Annotated in this window: 11 protein-coding genes and 2 pseudogenes; 11 read left to right on the forward strand and 2 right to left on the reverse strand. The window is 50.5% G+C overall.

Annotated features, from left to right (window positions below):
• Positions 1–286: 286 nt before the first annotated feature.
• Positions 287–589, reverse strand: a pseudogene (locus tag K3T83_RS50935) (IS6 family transposase); the annotation flags it as partial.
• A 93-nt stretch (positions 590–682) separates the two neighbouring features.
• Positions 683–1,759, reverse strand: coding sequence for a LacI family DNA-binding transcriptional regulator (locus K3T83_RS50940; protein WP_220210776.1), 1,077 nt, complete (start codon positions 1,757–1,759; stop codon positions 683–685).
• 260 nt (positions 1,760–2,019) lie between these two features.
• On the opposite strand from K3T83_RS50940, the gene K3T83_RS50945 reads away from it, so the two are divergent.
• From K3T83_RS50945 to K3T83_RS50995, 11 genes and pseudogenes are all read left to right on the forward strand, one after another.
• A complete protein-coding gene (locus K3T83_RS50945) occupies positions 2,020–2,811 on the forward strand; it encodes a sugar phosphate isomerase/epimerase family protein (RefSeq protein WP_220210777.1) in 792 nt (263 codons plus the stop codon).
• 78 nt (positions 2,812–2,889) lie between these two features.
• Positions 2,890–3,879 (forward strand): Gfo/Idh/MocA family protein, encoded by a 990-nt coding sequence (locus tag K3T83_RS50950; protein WP_220210778.1) that lies wholly within the window; start codon positions 2,890–2,892, stop codon positions 3,877–3,879.
• A 115-nt stretch (positions 3,880–3,994) separates the two neighbouring features.
• Complete coding sequence (locus K3T83_RS50955) at positions 3,995–5,311, forward strand: ABC transporter substrate-binding protein (protein WP_220210779.1); 1,317 nt, start codon at positions 3,995–3,997, stop codon at positions 5,309–5,311.
• Positions 5,312–5,543: 232 nt separating this feature from the next.
• Entirely contained in the window at positions 5,544–6,482 is a 939-nt protein-coding gene (locus K3T83_RS50960) for a carbohydrate ABC transporter permease (RefSeq protein ID WP_220210780.1), read from the forward strand.
• 8 nt (positions 6,483–6,490) lie between these two features.
• Complete coding sequence (locus K3T83_RS50965) at positions 6,491–7,378, forward strand: carbohydrate ABC transporter permease (RefSeq protein WP_220210781.1); 888 nt, start codon at positions 6,491–6,493, stop codon at positions 7,376–7,378.
• Positions 7,379–7,455: 77 nt separating this feature from the next.
• Positions 7,456–8,217, forward strand: a complete 762-nt coding sequence (locus K3T83_RS50970) for an SDR family NAD(P)-dependent oxidoreductase (protein WP_220210782.1) — start codon at positions 7,456–7,458, stop codon at positions 8,215–8,217.
• Between the two features lie 57 nt (positions 8,218–8,274).
• Positions 8,275–8,505, forward strand: coding sequence for a DDE-type integrase/transposase/recombinase (locus tag K3T83_RS50975; protein ID WP_308441730.1), 231 nt, complete (start codon positions 8,275–8,277; stop codon positions 8,503–8,505).
• A 673-nt stretch (positions 8,506–9,178) separates the two neighbouring features.
• On the forward strand, positions 9,179–11,443 hold the full coding sequence (locus K3T83_RS50980; RefSeq protein ID WP_220210783.1) for a Vgb family protein: 2,265 nt from the start codon (positions 9,179–9,181) through the stop codon (positions 11,441–11,443).
• Positions 11,444–11,706: 263 nt separating this feature from the next.
• Complete coding sequence (locus K3T83_RS50985; protein ID WP_220210784.1) at positions 11,707–12,324, forward strand: DUF4352 domain-containing protein; 618 nt, start codon at positions 11,707–11,709, stop codon at positions 12,322–12,324.
• Between the two features lie 139 nt (positions 12,325–12,463).
• Positions 12,464–12,712: pseudogene (locus K3T83_RS58395) on the forward strand (ester cyclase); the annotation flags it as partial.
• A gap of 942 nt (positions 12,713–13,654) precedes the next feature.
• Positions 13,655–17,752 (forward strand): glycosyltransferase, encoded by a 4,098-nt coding sequence (locus tag K3T83_RS50995; RefSeq protein ID WP_220210786.1) that lies wholly within the window; start codon positions 13,655–13,657, stop codon positions 17,750–17,752.
• Positions 17,753–17,774: the final 22 nt, after the last annotated feature.

Here is a 17,774-nt window from a genome sequence, read left to right on the forward strand (position 1 = left end):
CTCCTGAAAGTCACAGTTCTATTTCATTACAAGCAACAAGAGATTTACTAATAGTAGAAATTTTTGTATTTTGTTGATCGAAGTATAGTTTCTTTCAGAGCAGAATAACAGGACGCTCTTCACAGTTACGATGTGACATAGGCAACAAAAGAACCGACCCGCCAGGTGAGCTATTGAAATGTAATCAAAAAAGCATGATCTCTTCCCTTGCAAGGGAGAGGCCGTGCTTTTAGCTCTCAGGTTCGCACCTCGCGTGCTTAGAACCGAAAGCTCATTAGGCTTCTTTATTCCCCTTTGAATCGACAGCTCGATACAAGTAAGCCCACTCTCCCTTGATCTTCACATAGGTTTCATCAACGCGCCACGAGTCTGTTGTTGTTTTCAGGTGTGACCGGCAGCGCTTCTCTAACTCTGGCGCATAGCGTTGGACCCAACGATAGATCGTCGTATGATCGACGTGCAACCCTCGTTCTGCCATTATTTCTTCCAGGTCACGATAGCTTAAAGCATATCTGAGATACCAACGAACACAGAGCAAAATGATCTCTGCTTCGAAATGACGCCATTTGAAGGGCTGTTGTTCTGTCACGACTTGCACTCTTTTTTGCTCATGCTAACAGATCTGTTTTTTCTTTGCAACACAACCTTTTCTTGCTTTCTATATTCTCAGTTCTGATGTATCCTATGTGAGTATGGGAGCTGTAGAACCACGGACGATCAGCTCGGGCGTAAACGAATGATGGACCATATCCCCGGCATCATTCGCATGTTCCAAGCGTTCAATTAAGCGTTCGACCGCGACACGCAGCATCTCCTGCAGAGGTTGGCGAATAGTGGTCAGTGGTGGTTGAGCGATCTCGGCAAACATAATATCGTCGAAGCCAACAATGGAACATGCGGAAGGGATAGAGAGCCTCATGTCATGCACCCCTGCATACGCCCCCAGTGCATAAAGATCGTTAATACCAATGATCGCCGAGGGAGGATGCTCCAGACTGAGCAGCTCGCGTGCCCCTATGCGACTCAGCACAGCACCCTCAATATCACCGAATGAGGAGTCTGGGGCCGCTTCCCAGATCAGACGGGGATCGACAGCAATGCCGGCCTCGGCCAGAGCCGCGCGATACCCTCGCAGACGGTCAATGCGGCTAACTGTACGGATAGGACCGGAGAGTAGCCCGATACGTCGATGGCCCAGAGCAAGAAGATGCTCCGTTGCCAGACGCCCAGCCAGCATATTGTCGATGCTGACACTATCGATATCGAAAGAATCGTCTGGCTGAGTATGGCGATCGAAAGTAATAGTATGTAAGCCACGCTCTACCAGACTGAACAGATGCGTCAATGAAAGCGACGAAGAGCCAAAAATAATCGCTCGAATACCCTGAGCCCACATATCCTCTGCATATGATTGTTCACGCGTCAGATTGCGCTCACTGTTACATAACAAAACGCGGAACCCATGGCGCAGCGCTGTCTCTTCGGCAGCGCTGGCAAAAGCACCCCAGAAAGGATTTGCCACCGACGGGACAATGAGACCGATAATTGGCACATAACCAGTCTTCAACTGCCGGGCTACCAGACTGGGCGTATATCCCAGTTGCTTAATGGCACGTTGAATACGTTCAACCGTCTCCTTGCCCATGCGCTCAAGGCGCCCATTGAGGACATTGGAGACGCTGGTAGGCGATACCCCCGCCAGACGTGCGACATCTTGGATCGTCACCTCATGGAAGGATTTCTTTTTATCTTTTACCATGTATGTATCCTTTTAGTGTATCGATAAACTAAATTCAATGATTCAGAATAACGTGCTGATTTTGCTACTTCTGGCCTTGAAAAATGTATCGATTTAGTGTATCCTTACACCAAGGTTAGTATAAATCAGATTGATTGTCAACCATTGCAACACGTAAGGAGCAACTACTCATGTAGCGAGAGACAAAGACATTTTCTGTCACGGATATCGACGCTGATATCGATGTTGATATCTAAAAATAGAAAAAGGATAGGCAGTTAATGAGCACTCCGCAGATAAATTTTACTGCTTTCACCAAACCCTGGAAAACTCCGCTTCCACAGTTGGGAGCGTTCCTACAGAAACTGGGTTTCAATGGGCTGGAGTTACCAGTAAGATCAGGCTATCAGGTAACACCGGAAAGCAGGCGTACGAGCCTTCCAGAGGCTGTGCATATTTTAGCTGATTATGATCTGCGCATCAACAGTATTGCCGGACCAACAGATGAAGCCATGATCGCGCTGTGTGCAGAGTTGAGCATCCCCATCATTCGCATTTGTATAGATATCCCCAAAGAGACAGAGTATCTTGTATACGAGCAGCGCTTGCAGCGTGAATTTGATGCACTGGTCCCGTTGCTGGATAGATACGGTGTGACGCTGGGCATACAGAATCACAACGGACGCTATGTGGCAAATGCCATGGGCATCCGTCATCTGATCGAGAAGTATGACAGGAAACATATTGCCGCCGTGCTCGATCCCGCGCACTGTGCACTGAATGGAGAGATCCCCGAGCTGGCGCTGGACATTGTGTGGTCGCATCTCTGTATGGTGAATCTGAAGAACGCGCTCTGGCAGCGTACGAACGGACCCGAAGCGCTGGCTGCGGTTTATACGCAATACTGGACAACTGGACGGCAAGGTCTTGCGTCCTGGGAACAGGTTGCAGCAGAGCTCAAACGCCGTAATTATAGTGGCCCTATCTGTCTAACCGCCGAATATAGCGACGAAGCCGCAGTGGATCATTTGATTGCAGAAGATATCGCCTACGCAAAATCTCTTTTTGCATAGGTAATTCTTATAGGCAGAAGATAGATCCACATCTTTGCAGAAGTAGCAGAAGAGAGCTCAAGCGGGAAGGAAGCATATATGTCCGAGCAGTTTGCCAGGAAAGAAAAAGTGCGTATCGCCGTCATTGGAGCAGGAAGGCTAGCCAACCAGGTCCACTATCCCGCGCTAGCATCATTTGACGACGTTGAGATTGTAGGTATCTGTGATGTGGATGAGCAGCGGCTCAATATGACAGCTGATACCTATCACATCCAGCAGCGCTATACCAGCTACCAGAGCATGATCGAAGCCTGTGCACCGGATGGCGTCTACGCGATCGGTCAACCGCACATAATGTTCGACATCTGGCTATGGTGTTTACAGCAGGGGCAGAACCTCTACATCGAAAAACCGATGGGTATTACCTGGCACCAGGCACAGATATTGAGCTACCTGGCCGAGCAAAAAGGCGTCGTCACGCAGGTCAGCCACCAGCGTCGGAGTAGTCCACTGCTGGTCAAAATGCGCGAGGAATGCCTCAAGCAGGGAGCAATTGTGCATGCAGTATGCGAGTTTTATAAGTATGCGCAGGAGCCCTTTTTCAATGCGCGGGACCACATGCTTGATGATTGTACGCATGCCATCGACACTGTGCGCTATATGTGTGGGGGAGAAATCGTGGACATTGAAAGCCATTGCAAGCGCATAGGAGTGCCCGACATTAACTGGATCGCTGCTCAACTGCACTTTGATAATGGATCAACAGGCTTTGTAATCAATAGCTGGAGCAGTGGCAAACGTGTGTTTCGAGTGCAGATGCACGCCCCCGGCATCTTTGTCGATGCAGACCTGGAAGGAGAGGCGCAGCTCTACCGGCATGGAGAGAGCCAGGGCAAAGTATATAGTGCCCGGGAAGAAGCGGGCGGGGATCAATTTTTCATCTACGGCGGCTTCTGCGCCAAAAGTCGTGAATTTATTGATTCATTGAAATATGGGAAAGAGGTTACCACTTCGCCATTTCGCGATTGCCTCAAAACAATGGAGGTAGCCGAAAAAATCCTGGCGCGTGCTTTGCAGTCAGGAGAATAGCAACGGAACATATATCCTGGCGCGCTTTGCATAAATAGAGAAATTGTATAGAAATCGTCCTCGTAAACAGCGTACCTCGATGTAGAGAGAGAAAACGAAGCAAAGGAGATTGTATATGCAGCAAATATCCCGTCGTTCGTTTCTTGCCAGCTCAGTGGCAGCCCTGGGAGGGTTTGCCCTTACCGCCTGTGGAGGAACAGCCGCCAGCAGCGGTCCCGTCACGTTGCGCTGGTCCATGTGGGTCTCGACGCCGCAGGAACGAGCCGCATGGGCTGCGTTGGCAGATAATGTGCACAAAGCCTATCCAAATATCACCATCAAGCTGGAGACCTCTGCCTTTGATCCTTACTGGGACAAATTGCAAACCGAACTTGCAAGTAATACGCAGGCAGACATCATCGGCATGCAAGGCTTGCGTATGCCTGCTTTTGCAGCACGCCAGGCCTTACAGCCATTGCAAACTTTTATTAGCAAAGATAACGATGTCAATATTGCAGACTTCTATCAGCCCATGCGCGAGATGATGTCTTTCAAGACGCAGCTCTATGGGCTACCTTACGACATCGGTCCCGTCGCTCTGTATTACAACAGCGATCTCTTTAAAGCAAAAGGGGTCGAAGCCCCATCGGCAACCACGCCGATGACATGGGGCGAGTTTCGCGCGAAAGCAATCGCGCTGAGTGATGCGAGCAAGCATCAATATGGCTACGCCATCGTACCATCTTTTGATGCAGTGGTTCCCTGGCTGTGGTCTGGTGGTGCGGATTACATGAATGAGGCCGAAACGGCCAGCACATTAGATACGCCAGAGGCACTGGCCGCCCTCCACTTTCTCATGGACCTTATTCTCAAAGATAAATGCGTCGTCCCGATTACCGACCTATCAAACTCGCTTTTTGCCGTCGAACAATTCTACTCAGGCAACGTCGGCATGATAATGGGCGGACCGTATGATGCAATCAACATGCGAGCAAACGCAAAGTTCAAGTGGGATATCGCCCCCATTGCTGCTGGCAGCGCTGGCAGCGTCACCCGCTTATCGGGTTCTGGCTTTGGTATATCGCCACATACGCAGTATCCCGAGCAAGCATGGCAGGCGCTCAAGCTGATTACAGGCACACCGGCACTCAAACAACTTGCCAGCCTTGGGCGTGCCTATCCTGCCCGTTCATCGGCCACAAGCGCCTTTCTCCAGGAAAGCACACCCATAAAAAACATCCAACTCTTTCAGAAAATATTGGACGGATCTATTCCCCATTCTAAAGGGCATTTTTTCCGCACAACGACGACATGGCAGGAAACGGAAGTTATGTTCGCGCAAGAGTTTAACCCGATTTATCTGGGATTGCATAGCGTTGAGCAGATTGTCGCCGCCGTGAAGCCGAAATTTGACAAGTTGCTTCAACGGCACCAAGCGCTGGTAAACAAATAGAGTAAACAGCTAGTGCTCTGTCAAATTTCATTGGAAATAGCGCCCACGAAGTGGGCGGAGAAGGGGAGTGACCAGGGCACAGGTCTGGAACCCGGTCAAGGGATTGCACCCTTGCATCTCCGCTTTTCCAATCATGGTAGACAGAATACTAGAGTAAATAGGTAGGAAGGTGCTATATGCGCTTCTGTGCCATGTGAGCACATGAAGTCATTTAGTCATTGGGGAGACAGTCATGGCAAAAACACTTGCAATAGAACCGGAGGCGCGGCAGCGCAAGCCGTTACAGCGCTCTTTGCGCGTGAAGAGGAGACAGGAAGCCTCAGTGGCCTTCCTTTTTCTCTTGCCCAACCTGATCGGCTTTCTTATATTCAGCGCTATACCGATCATAGCTGCTTTCATAATTTCCTTCTATGACTGGGATCTGCTTCTGGGTGCTAATTTTATTGGCCTGGACAACTACAAGCAGCTACTGACCGACAATGTCTTTCGAGCCGCATTGTTGAATACGCTCTATTTCGTCGTCGTCAGCGTGCCGCTGGCCATAGTCATTGGTCTGGGCGTTGCTCTGCTGACAAATCAGTCGCTACCGGGTATGAACATCTACAGAGCCATCTTTCTATTGCCGTATGTCACACTGACAGTAGCAATCGCACTGGCCTGGAAATGGCTCTACTTACCGGGGACGGGACTGGTGAACCAGCTGCTAGCGCTGGTAGGCATACATGGTCCGAACTGGCTCACCAGTCCCATCTGGGCCATGCCTGCGTTGGTCATCTTGAGCGTCTGGAAATCGTTCGGTTACAACATGGTGCTTTTTCTCGCCGGGCTGCAGAACATTCCGCAGCATCTGTACGAAGCAGCCATCATGGATGGAGCAACGCCCTGGCAACGCTTTCGTCATGTCACATTTCCCTTGCTCTCGCCGGTCACATTTTTCGTCGTTGTGATCACTACCATTGGGTCATTTCAGGTCTTTGACCAGGCTCTAGTAATGACGCAGGGAGGACCAGGCCTGGCAACGACAACGCTCGTAATGAACATCTACCAGGTAGGTTTTCAATCGTTTCACATGGGCTATGCATCTGCGATCGCCTGGGTGCTTTTTGCCATCGTCTTCGTATGTACATTGATCCAGTTCTGGTTCCAGCGGCGTCTGGTATCCTATGATTGAGGAAGAGCATGAGCAGCATTGTAATAAAGCCGGAACGGCTTTCTATCAACCAGTCTCTGCGACGGAAGCAGAGAAACGCGTGCTATCGTATCCTGCTCACCTATCTCCTTCTGACTATACTGGCACTGATTACACTGGTGCCGATCATCTGGATGATACTCACCGCTTTTAAAGCTGAAAACGAGCTCTCGCTGGTGCCTCCTACCTGGTGGCCGCGCGTCTGGCAGCCAGAGAACTTTGTGCAAGCCTGGAACTTTGCGCCATTTGGAGGCTATCTGCTGAATACACTGTTTGTAGCCGGCAGCATCACCGTCTTGAAAACGATCACGTCGGCACTTGCAGCTTATGCCTTCGCACGTCTGCGCTTCCCGGGACGTAATGGCTTCTTTTTGCTGTACCTGAGCACCTTAATTGTGCCATCGCAGGTCACAGTTATTCCGCTCTTCATTTTGATGAAAGATTTGAGCTGGGTCAACACCTTCCAGGGCTTGATCATTCCGCAGGCATTCACAGCGTTTGGCACCTTTCTCCTGCGCCAGTTCTTCCTGACCATTCCGTATGAACTGGAAGATGCCGCACGTATGGACGGAGCCTCGCGCCTGCGTTGCTTTATACAGATCATCCTACCACTGTCGAAAACTGCACTTGCAACACTCGCGATCTTCGTCTTTCTTATGCAGTGGAACAATCTCTTATGGCCATTGATTATGTCAAATGGCGACGCGACAGCGCTGATCTCAGTTGGGCTGCTCAGTTTTCGGGGAGAATACGCAGTCTCCTGGAACTTGCTCATGGCGGCCGCGACTTTAGCGATCCTACCAATTGCCGCGCTGTACATCTTTGCACAACGCTGGTTTGTGCGTGGTATTGTCATCTCTGGCTTTGGAGGGCGATAGTAAGCGATACTAGAAGAGCACGCAACAAGCAGTTCTCCTATTCTTCATTGTTGGAATAAAAAGAGAGAAAAGCACATATGGATTTTACATTTAAAGATCAGGTTGTTTTAGTAACCGGTGGCGCTTCAGGCATTGGCCGTAGCATTGCAGAAGCGTTCGGGCGTTATGGAGCGTCTGTGGCGCTGACCTATTTTACCAGTGACACAGATGCCAGAGAGGTCGTAGCGACCATTGAACAGGCGGGCAGTAAAGCACTCGCGCTCTATGGTGACCTGACACAGGAAGCTGAGGTAGAACGTGTCGTAGCGGCAACGAGAGAGCATTTTGGCAAGATAGATGTGCTGGTCACCAATAGCGGGGGCATCCTGCAACGTTCAAAGGTCAAGGACTGTTCACTCGAGTTATGGAATCAAGTGATTACCGTCAATCTCACGAGCACGTTTCTGTGTTGCCGAGCTGTGCTGCCACATATGGAGCAAGCAGGGCAGGGTATCATTATCACCATGAGTTCGCTTGCTGCTCACGATGGCGGCGGAGCTGGAGCTGCGCACTATGCCGCGACGAAAGGTGGTATCCTGACCTTTACCAGATCACTCGCGAAAGAGGTGGGTCCACTGGGCATCCGCGTCAACGGTATTGCTCCAGGTCTGATTGCAACGCGTTTCCATGATCGCTTTAATACGCCGGAAGGACGGCAGGCCGCAGTGAATCGAACTCCTCTGGGTCGAGAAGGTTTGCCGGAAGATGTAGCAGGCACAGCTCTGTTCTTGGCCTCGCCGTGGTCAACATTTATTGCTGGTGAGACCATAGAAGTAAATGGAGGACAAGGGGTATTTTAAGTATGGCATGTCAACACGATCTCAGTGGACAGGTCGTTCTGGTGACAGGAGCAAGCAGTGGCATGGGAAGTGAAGTACCTTAATAACTTGGTGGAACAAGATCATCGCTTCATCAAACGCTTAACGAGGCCAGGAATGGGCTTTTTCTCTGCTGAGACAGCCAGGCGAACATTACAGGGGTATGAGATGATGAACATGATAAGAAACGGGCAACTGCAAGAGGTGTACAAAGGAGACATTCGAAGCCAGATTGCATTGGTCAATAAGCTCTTTGGAATGGCTTCCTAAACTAAACAGGCAGAAAGATTCCATACATATTTTTGCCCTTCTTATTTTTTGCAACACAACCATAAATTCTTCTCTTTGTCTAGCATCATTGGATTATTTCGCAACAACGGTGAAGACAGGGTAGAGGACTCCAGCGTCTCTACAAGTATTGCGGTATGTTCGCGCCCCAGGCCCTTTAAAGTATAACTACTGGATTTTGCTTTGTCAAGACAAGCAGCAAGTTCACTCGTTGACAATGGATATATTTCACACAATTTTTCAAGCTGCCGATTATTGCCCAGAAGCGGAGATATACTTTCTCTATTTATTCGTTTATATAATAGCATAATATTCTTGCGCTTTGATATCTATACTTCTATTTCTCCATTATGAACTGTTCAATTTTTTAGCTAGTTATAACATCGATGAGCGTTACAGCTAGAGATGAGAACATTCTCATAGGGAAGTGCGTGAGCGGAAAAGGACTTATTTGCATGCAGAGCAGTAGAGCCATAATTTTTCGTATGGTAGTAGCCTCCATAGTTATCAATGCTCTCTTCATCGCGTGGAACGCCATCCCCACAAGTGCGCAGTCAGCACGTGCATCCAATGTCAGCAATATTACTGAATATCCAGTACCAGGGGAAATCCCTGGGGAACTGCGTTTGATAGTAGTGGGCGTGTCTGGGTAGCTTTGCCGGGCTGTGACCTGGCCCCAAGTTGTCCTGCTTCAACACCTCCCGGCAAGCTTGCGTTATTTGATCCGATCGGACAAAACTGGGTAAAGACGGTTGCTCTCCCATCCGGCTATGGTCAGCCGGTCTTTGTTGCCGTCGATGCCAGCGGCAATGTCTGGTTTACGATGCCAGTAACAAATAGCGTTGGCAAATATGATCCCGTGAATACGACTGTGACACAATGGGCAGTGCCAACCGCCAGTGCCGGTCCCTGGGATCTGGCAATTGACTCAAACGGGAAAGTCTGGTTTACCGAGCATTATGTCAACCAGATTGGTTCGTTTGATCCAGGTACGCAAACGTTTCATGAGGTTGCCACTCCTTCCGCCAACAGCCAACCCTACGGTATCGCAATCGATTCGTCAAACAATGTCTGGTTTACCGAGAATCCAGATACCGTTGCCAGAATCGGGAAATATACCGATCAAGGGGGGATGCAGGAGTATAAAATACGTAATACTTCAACCGGTGGGACTGGCCTGACTCCTCATCTCATCATTATTGGTCCAGATGGGAACCCCTGGTGGTCTGAGGGCTGGGTTAGCTCTATCGGAACCCTCAAGTTCTCCGCTGCGCAACCGGGCACGAATAATGGCGTCACCGAATATTCTTATAACCCGGCTTGTAGTGGGTGTGGTTCACATACCTCTGGCATCAGCGCTGATAAGCTCGGTCAGATCTGGTTGGATGACTCACTACAGAATGCAATTGCATCTTTCCCGCTGGCGGGCGGCGCATTCACATTCTATAGCACCAACGGACACCCCCATGATGGTCTCAACGTGGATTCACAGAACAGAATATGGTACGACGAGGAGTTCGGGAACAAGTTAGCCGTGGCGGTTCAATCCAGTTCCAGCGGTACACCCACCCCGACGAGTACAACAACATTGACCCCAACGCCGACGACCACACCAACATCGACGCCAACACCTGGGACGGTGCTGGGGCAGGATACCTTCCAACGCGCCAACCAATCGCTATGGGGAACCGCTTCGGATGGACACACCTGGGGTGGAGATGCCAATACCAATGCAGCGTTCTCAATTTCTAGCAATGCAGGGCTGGTCTCCAATACAGGAAGTGCCTCGTATAGCGCGGTCCTGGGAGCCAGCGCAACTGACTCAGAGGCCTATGTCAGCGGCTCCTTGAGTTCCTTTACCAACAGTAACTTTGGACCTGTTGTACGCTGGACGGATGGCAACAACTGGTACAAGGCCTTTATTGATGGCTCCAGCCTGTACATCCAGAAAAAGGTCGGCGGCGTCACAACCATTCTAACAAGCGTGGCCTTTCCAGCGACCGCAGGCACCTCTTACACGATCCATTTCCGCGTTGTGGGGACCACGCTACAAGCCAATGCCTGGGCCTCGTTGGGCACAGAGCCGAGCGGTTGGATGGCAACGACCAGCGATAGTAGTCTGAGTTCGGGCTATTGTGGCCTGCGTCTCCTCACCCAGAGCGGCGTGGCAACCCTTACATCCTTCCGAGCCGATGTTCCTGGCGGGTCTGCCACAGCGACGCCTACCGCCACAGCGACCGCTACCGCCACGCCCACTGCTACAGCTACGGCGACAGCGACCGTCACCACCACACCCACCGCTACAGTTACATCGACCGTCACCACAACGCCAACGGTTACAGCCACGCCTGGAACGGCGCTGGGACAGGATACCTTCCAACGCGCCAATCAGTCGCATTGGGGAACCGCTTCAGATGGGCAAACCTGGGGTGGAGACGCGAACACTAGCGCGACCTTCTCGATTTCAGCAAATACAGGACGTATTACGAATACCGGAAGTACCTCGTACAGCGCCGTATTGGGTCCGACAGCCACGAACGCAGAGGTCTATGTCAGCGGCTCCTTGAGTTCCTTTGCCAGCACCAACTTTGGACCTGTCCTGCGTTGGACGGATGGCAATAACTGGTACAAGGCCTTTATTGATGGTTCCCGGTTGTATATTCAGAAAAGGGTCGGCGGAACGACCACCATTTTAACGAGCGTAGCCTTTCCAGCGACCGCAGGCACCTCTTACACGATCCACTTCCGCGTTGTGGGGACCACACTACAAGCCAATATCTGGGCCTCGTTGGGCACAGAGCCGAGCAGCTGGATGGTGACGGCGAGCGATAGCAGCCTGAGTTCGGGCTATTGTGGCTTGCGTGTTCTCACTCAGACCGGTTCTGCAACCGTCACATCCTTCCGGGCCTCGTCGGTTTAAAACGAGTGTGAATATGGAGATGAGTTGAACTTATCCTCATCTACGCAACGATAGATTTGCTGAAACATGTTGTTGGTGCATCCGACACATGAGACGGAGAGGGCCACCCGAATATAGCAGTGGCGATGGCTTGTCCTCGCCCGTGTTGCCCCTATTGTATGTAGATAAACCAGGGCGAGGACAAGCCATCGCCACTGCTATATTCGGTCATCCCCTAAGATTTCGTGAATGCACCAGTTGTACTCTTGAGAGGAAAGAGCAGAATGCTTCAAACATATAGTGGAATCAAGCTATCAGCATGCATATTTTTGCTGCTGCTCCTGCTGTCTGCCTGCGGCTCTACAGATACTACAACCACTACAGACAGCAACGCTCCCAATAAACTCATTACCGTCACCACGCGTCAGGGATCATCCTCTACCCCACCAATTGTGGTGACGGCAAAATCGGTGGGCGGATCATCGCAAGGATCGTCGGGGAGCGGCCCTGTCGTTGTAGTATCACCAACGCCGATACCTGGCGACCATACAAATAGTCAGCAAGTAGTATTGAAGGATCGTACACTGGTGATTGGTAGCGTCAGCAAACAAAACGGTGTAAATGCAGCTTCGAGCCTGATTACGCTGGCGTTGACGGTGAAGAATACCAGTAGTAAGACGATTATGAACCAGCCAACCTTTTTTCAATTGATGGGGGCGGAGGGTGATACCTTCTCATATCAAACGAATAGTTCAGACAACTTCTATGGCAATGTGACGGCGAACAGCTCTCGCAGCGGCACCATAGTCTTTCAGATCCCCGGCGCGGCTGCGCATCACCTGCGCCTGCTCTATCGCCCTGAAGTCGCAGCAGAAACAACGCTGGTTTTGCTCAATGTCTAAAGAATTTTCTCATACAGATGCGGCCCATCTTTGATATTGAGATGAGCCGCACTTTTTGACGGAGCAATGAATCAGACTTCTACCCCATTTTAATCCAATTTTGCATCGAAGGGGGCAATTTGCACTGAGGGGTGGAACTAGACACTTTGATGCCATTCCAGACCTTTCTTTCGACATTCAGTTGCTCATTTCTGATCCACCTTATTTAGTGAGCCGACTGGGATTCGACTGCACGCCAAAGGGAACGTTCCTTGGACTCCAGGTCAACGGGAAGAGAATTTCCTTTACCGAGAATGTCTTCTATGCATTTCGGAGCGAGAAGATCTGGCAAGTCTGGTCAGTGATTGATAAGGCAGCTATCGAAGCTCAGCTTTCGCGTGAAAAATGATCCCATCTCTCGTCTCCAAGCGCCCTCGCTGGTGTATAGTGTGTTAACCCCAACAAGAAATTGGTGTTCCTTTATATATTCAGGTGTCTGTTTCAACCATAGAGATGAATGTTCGTTTCATCCCTAATTTTTCCGGCTTTTTAGCGACTGGCCGGTGTTGGCCCCTGGATAAGTTGGGACCGCACATGGGTATTTTGTCCATAAAATTTCCTGTGCTGAAAATTTACTTGATCTTTTTTGTGATCTCCTATATACTTGCTAATAATTGATGTGATAATCGTATATTTGATGCTGACTTTATGCATTTACCTCTTCGCTTTTTTCGAAACACCATAAAGTCAGACTAGAAGATTATTACATAAACTCATCTATCACTAGTAGCTCATGTATACGCATGAGCTACTGCATGGCAACTGCACTGGAAGCAGAAGCATGCAGCGGCACAATATCTCAGATGATATTGCGGAACGGGTAAGTTGGGGAATTTGCCAAAGCAGGTGATATTACAGCACAGGTAAGTTGGGGAATTTGCCAAAGCAGGTGAGTTGTAGGAGAGATTACCTACTATAGGCAAGACACCACGAATTGCAGAGCCTGGTTGAACGCTCTCTTCAGGTGATATTGCACTCCTCAAATAGATCAGGATGTTTGTTTTCAGGCGATGAACTATGGCGGCTCTATGCGATAAATATATAGTGTATTTATCACATGATGCGCTGCCTTTCATGAATGCGCATGACTCATAACATCCCTTCATCTTCGATCGTACATATTTTCATCTCTTCAGCAAAGGGGCAAATCTGGAAAGAGCGATTTTTATTCCGTTATTAGAATATATGTTCTATTTCCTGAGTGAAAGACGGGAAGGCCTGAAGAGATGATTCACAGGTAATTTTTTTATGGCGATTATCAAGTATACCAGGCTCAAAAGGAAGCTATGCTATGACTATTGAACGTAGCTCATACGAGTTCATAGAGACAGATTTGCTAGAGCCAACAGAGAAAATCGTCGCTGTCTCACAGGGCAAGAAGACCCAAAAATGGATAAGCAACGACCGGCAAACGAGCGCTCCTCGCATTGATGTTCCCTCTACCTACGATCTGAGCGTGGTTATTCCAACGCGAAACGAACAGGAGAACATCCGGCCTCTCCTGGCCGCTTTGCAACACGCTTTAGATCCCCTGTGCGTGGAGATCATTTTCGTAGATGATAGCGATGACGATACGCCAGAGATTATCGTCGATGTGGCAGAAGCCATGAGCTCCTCGCGCTTTCATATTCATCTGGAGCATCGTCTGACAGGAGCCGCGCGCTCCGGTGGGTTGGCGACCGCCGTTGTCTGGGGCATGAATAAGGCGCAGGCTCACTATGTCGGGGTGATAGACGCCGATCTGCAACATCCCCCAGAACAGTTACGTATGTTTTACGAGCAGGCAAACGCTCATGATGTTGACCTGGCTTTAGCCAGTCGCTATATTCCGGGTGGTAGCTATCAAGGGCTGGATGGAATAGGGCGACGCTTCATTTCTATCGGGATGAAATGGACGGCCCGACTCCTCTTCCCTGAGCAATTGTGGAGTATTTCCGATCCGCTTGGTGGTTTCTTTCTGCTGCGCCGTTCGTTGCTCACCGGAGTCTCGCTGCGTCCAATTGGCTATAAAATTCTGTTAGAGATCCTGTTGCGCTGTCAGTGGAGGGAAGTGCTCGAAATCCCCTATCATTTTCGCGCACGCGTTCACGGCCAGAGCAAGGCAAATATGAAGCAGGGTCTTCTGGCCCTACAGCATATGGTACGTTTGCTCGTCGAAGTCCCCTCTGCCGGGCGGATCTGGAAAATTAGCCTTCTCATTCTGCTCAACATCGTCGTTACCTTCATGTCGTTTCTTCTTCCAACGTTTTTTCCAGCCAGCGGAAGCAATCTTTTGATCATTATTTTCGCTCTGATGGCTGGCCTGGATTTTTTCCTCTTCAATCGCTTTATCTTCCCTTCATTCATCGGCCCTTCCGCATTTATTGTGCAACAGATAGAAGATGCACACGCGCCAGCAAAGGACCTTATCCAGCCTGTAGACGCCGAAGCCCCAACGCAAGCTATTGAAGTTGCAGAGAACACAGACGTTTCGCCGTCCTCAAGTAAAACATCTGAAAATATATATACGTCAACGGCAACTGAGGAGAGGGATAATCTGGTACAGGTCGCTGAAATACCAGAAACAGAGGTGCCGCTTGCACAGACAGAACAGAGTGCTGTGAGCGGGCCGAAAGAACATGTGTCAGTGCTGCGTAAGAAAAGCTTCTTTGGCATGATTCGGCTCAAGCCAAGGAAGCAATTTTTCAAAAAGCTTGAGGCTATCGTAGCGCTACTCGCAATGCTCCTTGCGGTTGCCTGGATTTCTTATACGATACCCGGTGTGCTGCTGGTTTTAGCCGTCCTGTGCATAGGGGCCGCGATTATCTTCACCAAAGATGTGCAACGCGACCATATGGTGGTTATGCTGCTGGCCATTGCGGTGGGAGTGACCAGCGTTGACTATTTAAGCTGGCGCTTTGTCGTCACGAACTGGCCCGGCTGGTGGATCTCTGTACCGCTCCTCTTCGCCGAAACGCTGGGTGCCATCCATGCCTTTGGTTTTCAGATTACAATCTGGCCCTGGTCGCCACCGAAGATCGAGCGCGGCGATGATCCGACCAGACATCCCATCTTCATCTTTATCCCTACCGTCAATGAGGGCGTCTCTATCCTGAGACCAACATTGGAAGGGGCTATTGCTGCTCGCGACAAATACCTAACGCAGTATCCTCATAGCAAGGTGACTATCGTTGTCTGTAATGATGGTCGGGTGGCGCATGCGGAGCATTGGGAAGAGATAGACATGCTGGCAAAAGGGCTAGGTGTGTGCTGTGTAACTCGAACAGTCGGCGGTGGTGCGAAAGCTGGCAACATCGAAAATGCCCGCCAGGAACTACAAGCAACAAACGACGCGTTTCTGGTCATTTTTGATGCTGATCAGATTGCCCGACCGGATTTCTTGCTCAAAACTATTCCCCCTTTCCGCGATCCGCGCATGGGCTGGGTACAGACCGGACAATATTACGCTAACCTAGACAACCCTGCGTCTCGTTGGGCAGACGACCAGCAATCCTTGTTTTATAACCTACTATGTCCAGGGAAAGCTGCGCTCAATTCCGCATTTATTTGTGGGACAAATGTTGTGATTCGGGCCGCCGCGCTGGACGAGATCGGCGGCTTGCCACAAGATTCGGTGACAGAGGATTTTGCCGCCTCGATTGCCCTGCATCCTACCTGGCGCAGTCTCTACCTGACAGATATTCTCGCGACTGGTCTGGGACCACTGGATGTACCATCCTATCTGAAGCAACAGAGCCGATGGGCGCTGGGTACGCTTAGCGTCTTTCGCTCCCACTGGCGCGACATCTTACTCCCTCAGAAACATGGCCTGAAGACGGCGCAACGCTTTCAGTACTTCCTGGCATGCACGCACTATCTGTGCGGTCTGCGCGACCTGATTTATCTGATCAGCCCGATTCTCTTCATCTTTACTGGTATTCCAGCCGTGCGTGGCTCAACGCTAATCGAGTTTCTCTTGCACTTCATCCCTTATTGCGTGTTGAGCTTTACCGCGCTATGGTACTCGTCGCGTGGTATTACAGGATTGCGCGGCATCATCATCGGTTTTGGCAGTTTTCCAGTCCTGATCGGCAGTCTGGTCTCCGTCATATTGAAGCGCAAAATCGGCTTTGCAGTGACCGCGAAGAGGCGTGATGGGAAGCGGTCGCTCAATTACTTGCTCGTCTATTGTTGTCTCTTCTTGCTGTGTATCGTCTGTCTGTTCTGGGCAACGCAGGTCAAAAGCCATGAGCAGACCTCGCTCTTCATCAGCGTTCTGTGGGTGATCTACTCAATGCTGATGCTCGCAAGCTTCCTCTGGCTCAATTATCTGGATATTCGCTTTCACGCGGCAACACTACGATCTGGAACGACCAGCGAGACGGTAGCAAATCAGCAGTATCCAACCAAATTACTGCATCGCCCACGTGGACTGACGCCGGTGTGGAACCTGGGATTGGCAGCGCTGGTGGCTTACCCAATACTCATAAGCAGCTCTTTACCGATGTTCACAGGCGAGGCATCATCCCCGTTTGTGCTCGCACAGGAGAAGAGAGCCGCACCCTATATTGGCGTCTCGCTGCCAGTGCAATTGTTGAAAGGTTGGTCGCCGATACTGGAGCGCGATCTGGGTACTCAGTTTGCCATTGTCGGACGCACGCAGGATATCCATGACCAATTTGATACCGCCTGGGCCAATGAACTTGCGACACAACATGCTCGCCCCTGGATCACGCTGCAATTCGGCGTGTTCGGACCGAAACAGAAGCCGCCGCTGGATGCCAATTTACCGGCGGTAATTAATGGACTCCATGATCAGCGCATCAGAGCGTGGGCCGATGCTATTCGCGATTATGGCAAACCCGTCTATATCACGATTTTCCTGCATGCTGATCGTAACTGGTCTCTGTCGTCAGGCGTTGCCAATGGTGGTATCCCACAGGATGTCTCGGCGGCCTGGTTGCATGTGCAGTCTGTTTTTCGGCAGGCTGGCGCGCATAACGTCGCCTGGGTCTGGGCACCGGCCGATCCTCTCCACGACCAGGTATATGCGCCGCCAGTAGCAGCCATCGATGCCGTCCTGCAAAGCTTTATCAATTACCCTGGTACAAAGTGGGGTGAGCCTGCAACGGTATTGCGCAATCTCACGCTGCGGTATCCAAAGAAGGCAATTATTGTGGAGGCCAGCGCGAGTGGTCCTGCCTCCCAAAAAGCTGCGTGGCTGACAGGATTAGGGCAGGCGATCAATGAATTTCCTCAAGTCTATGCCCTGCTCTATCACGAGGGCGGACCTGAACTCAACGCGAGCAAGACACAAATGAAACGCTGGTCCCTTACATCTGATTCGGCTTCATTAGCGGCGATGCAGAAGATTGTACTCGATTTGCGTCGAAAAAATACAAGCTCGTAAGAAGGATTGTAGGCTACAAAAG

The sequence above is a fragment of the Reticulibacter mediterranei genome (genome assembly GCF_016587455.1).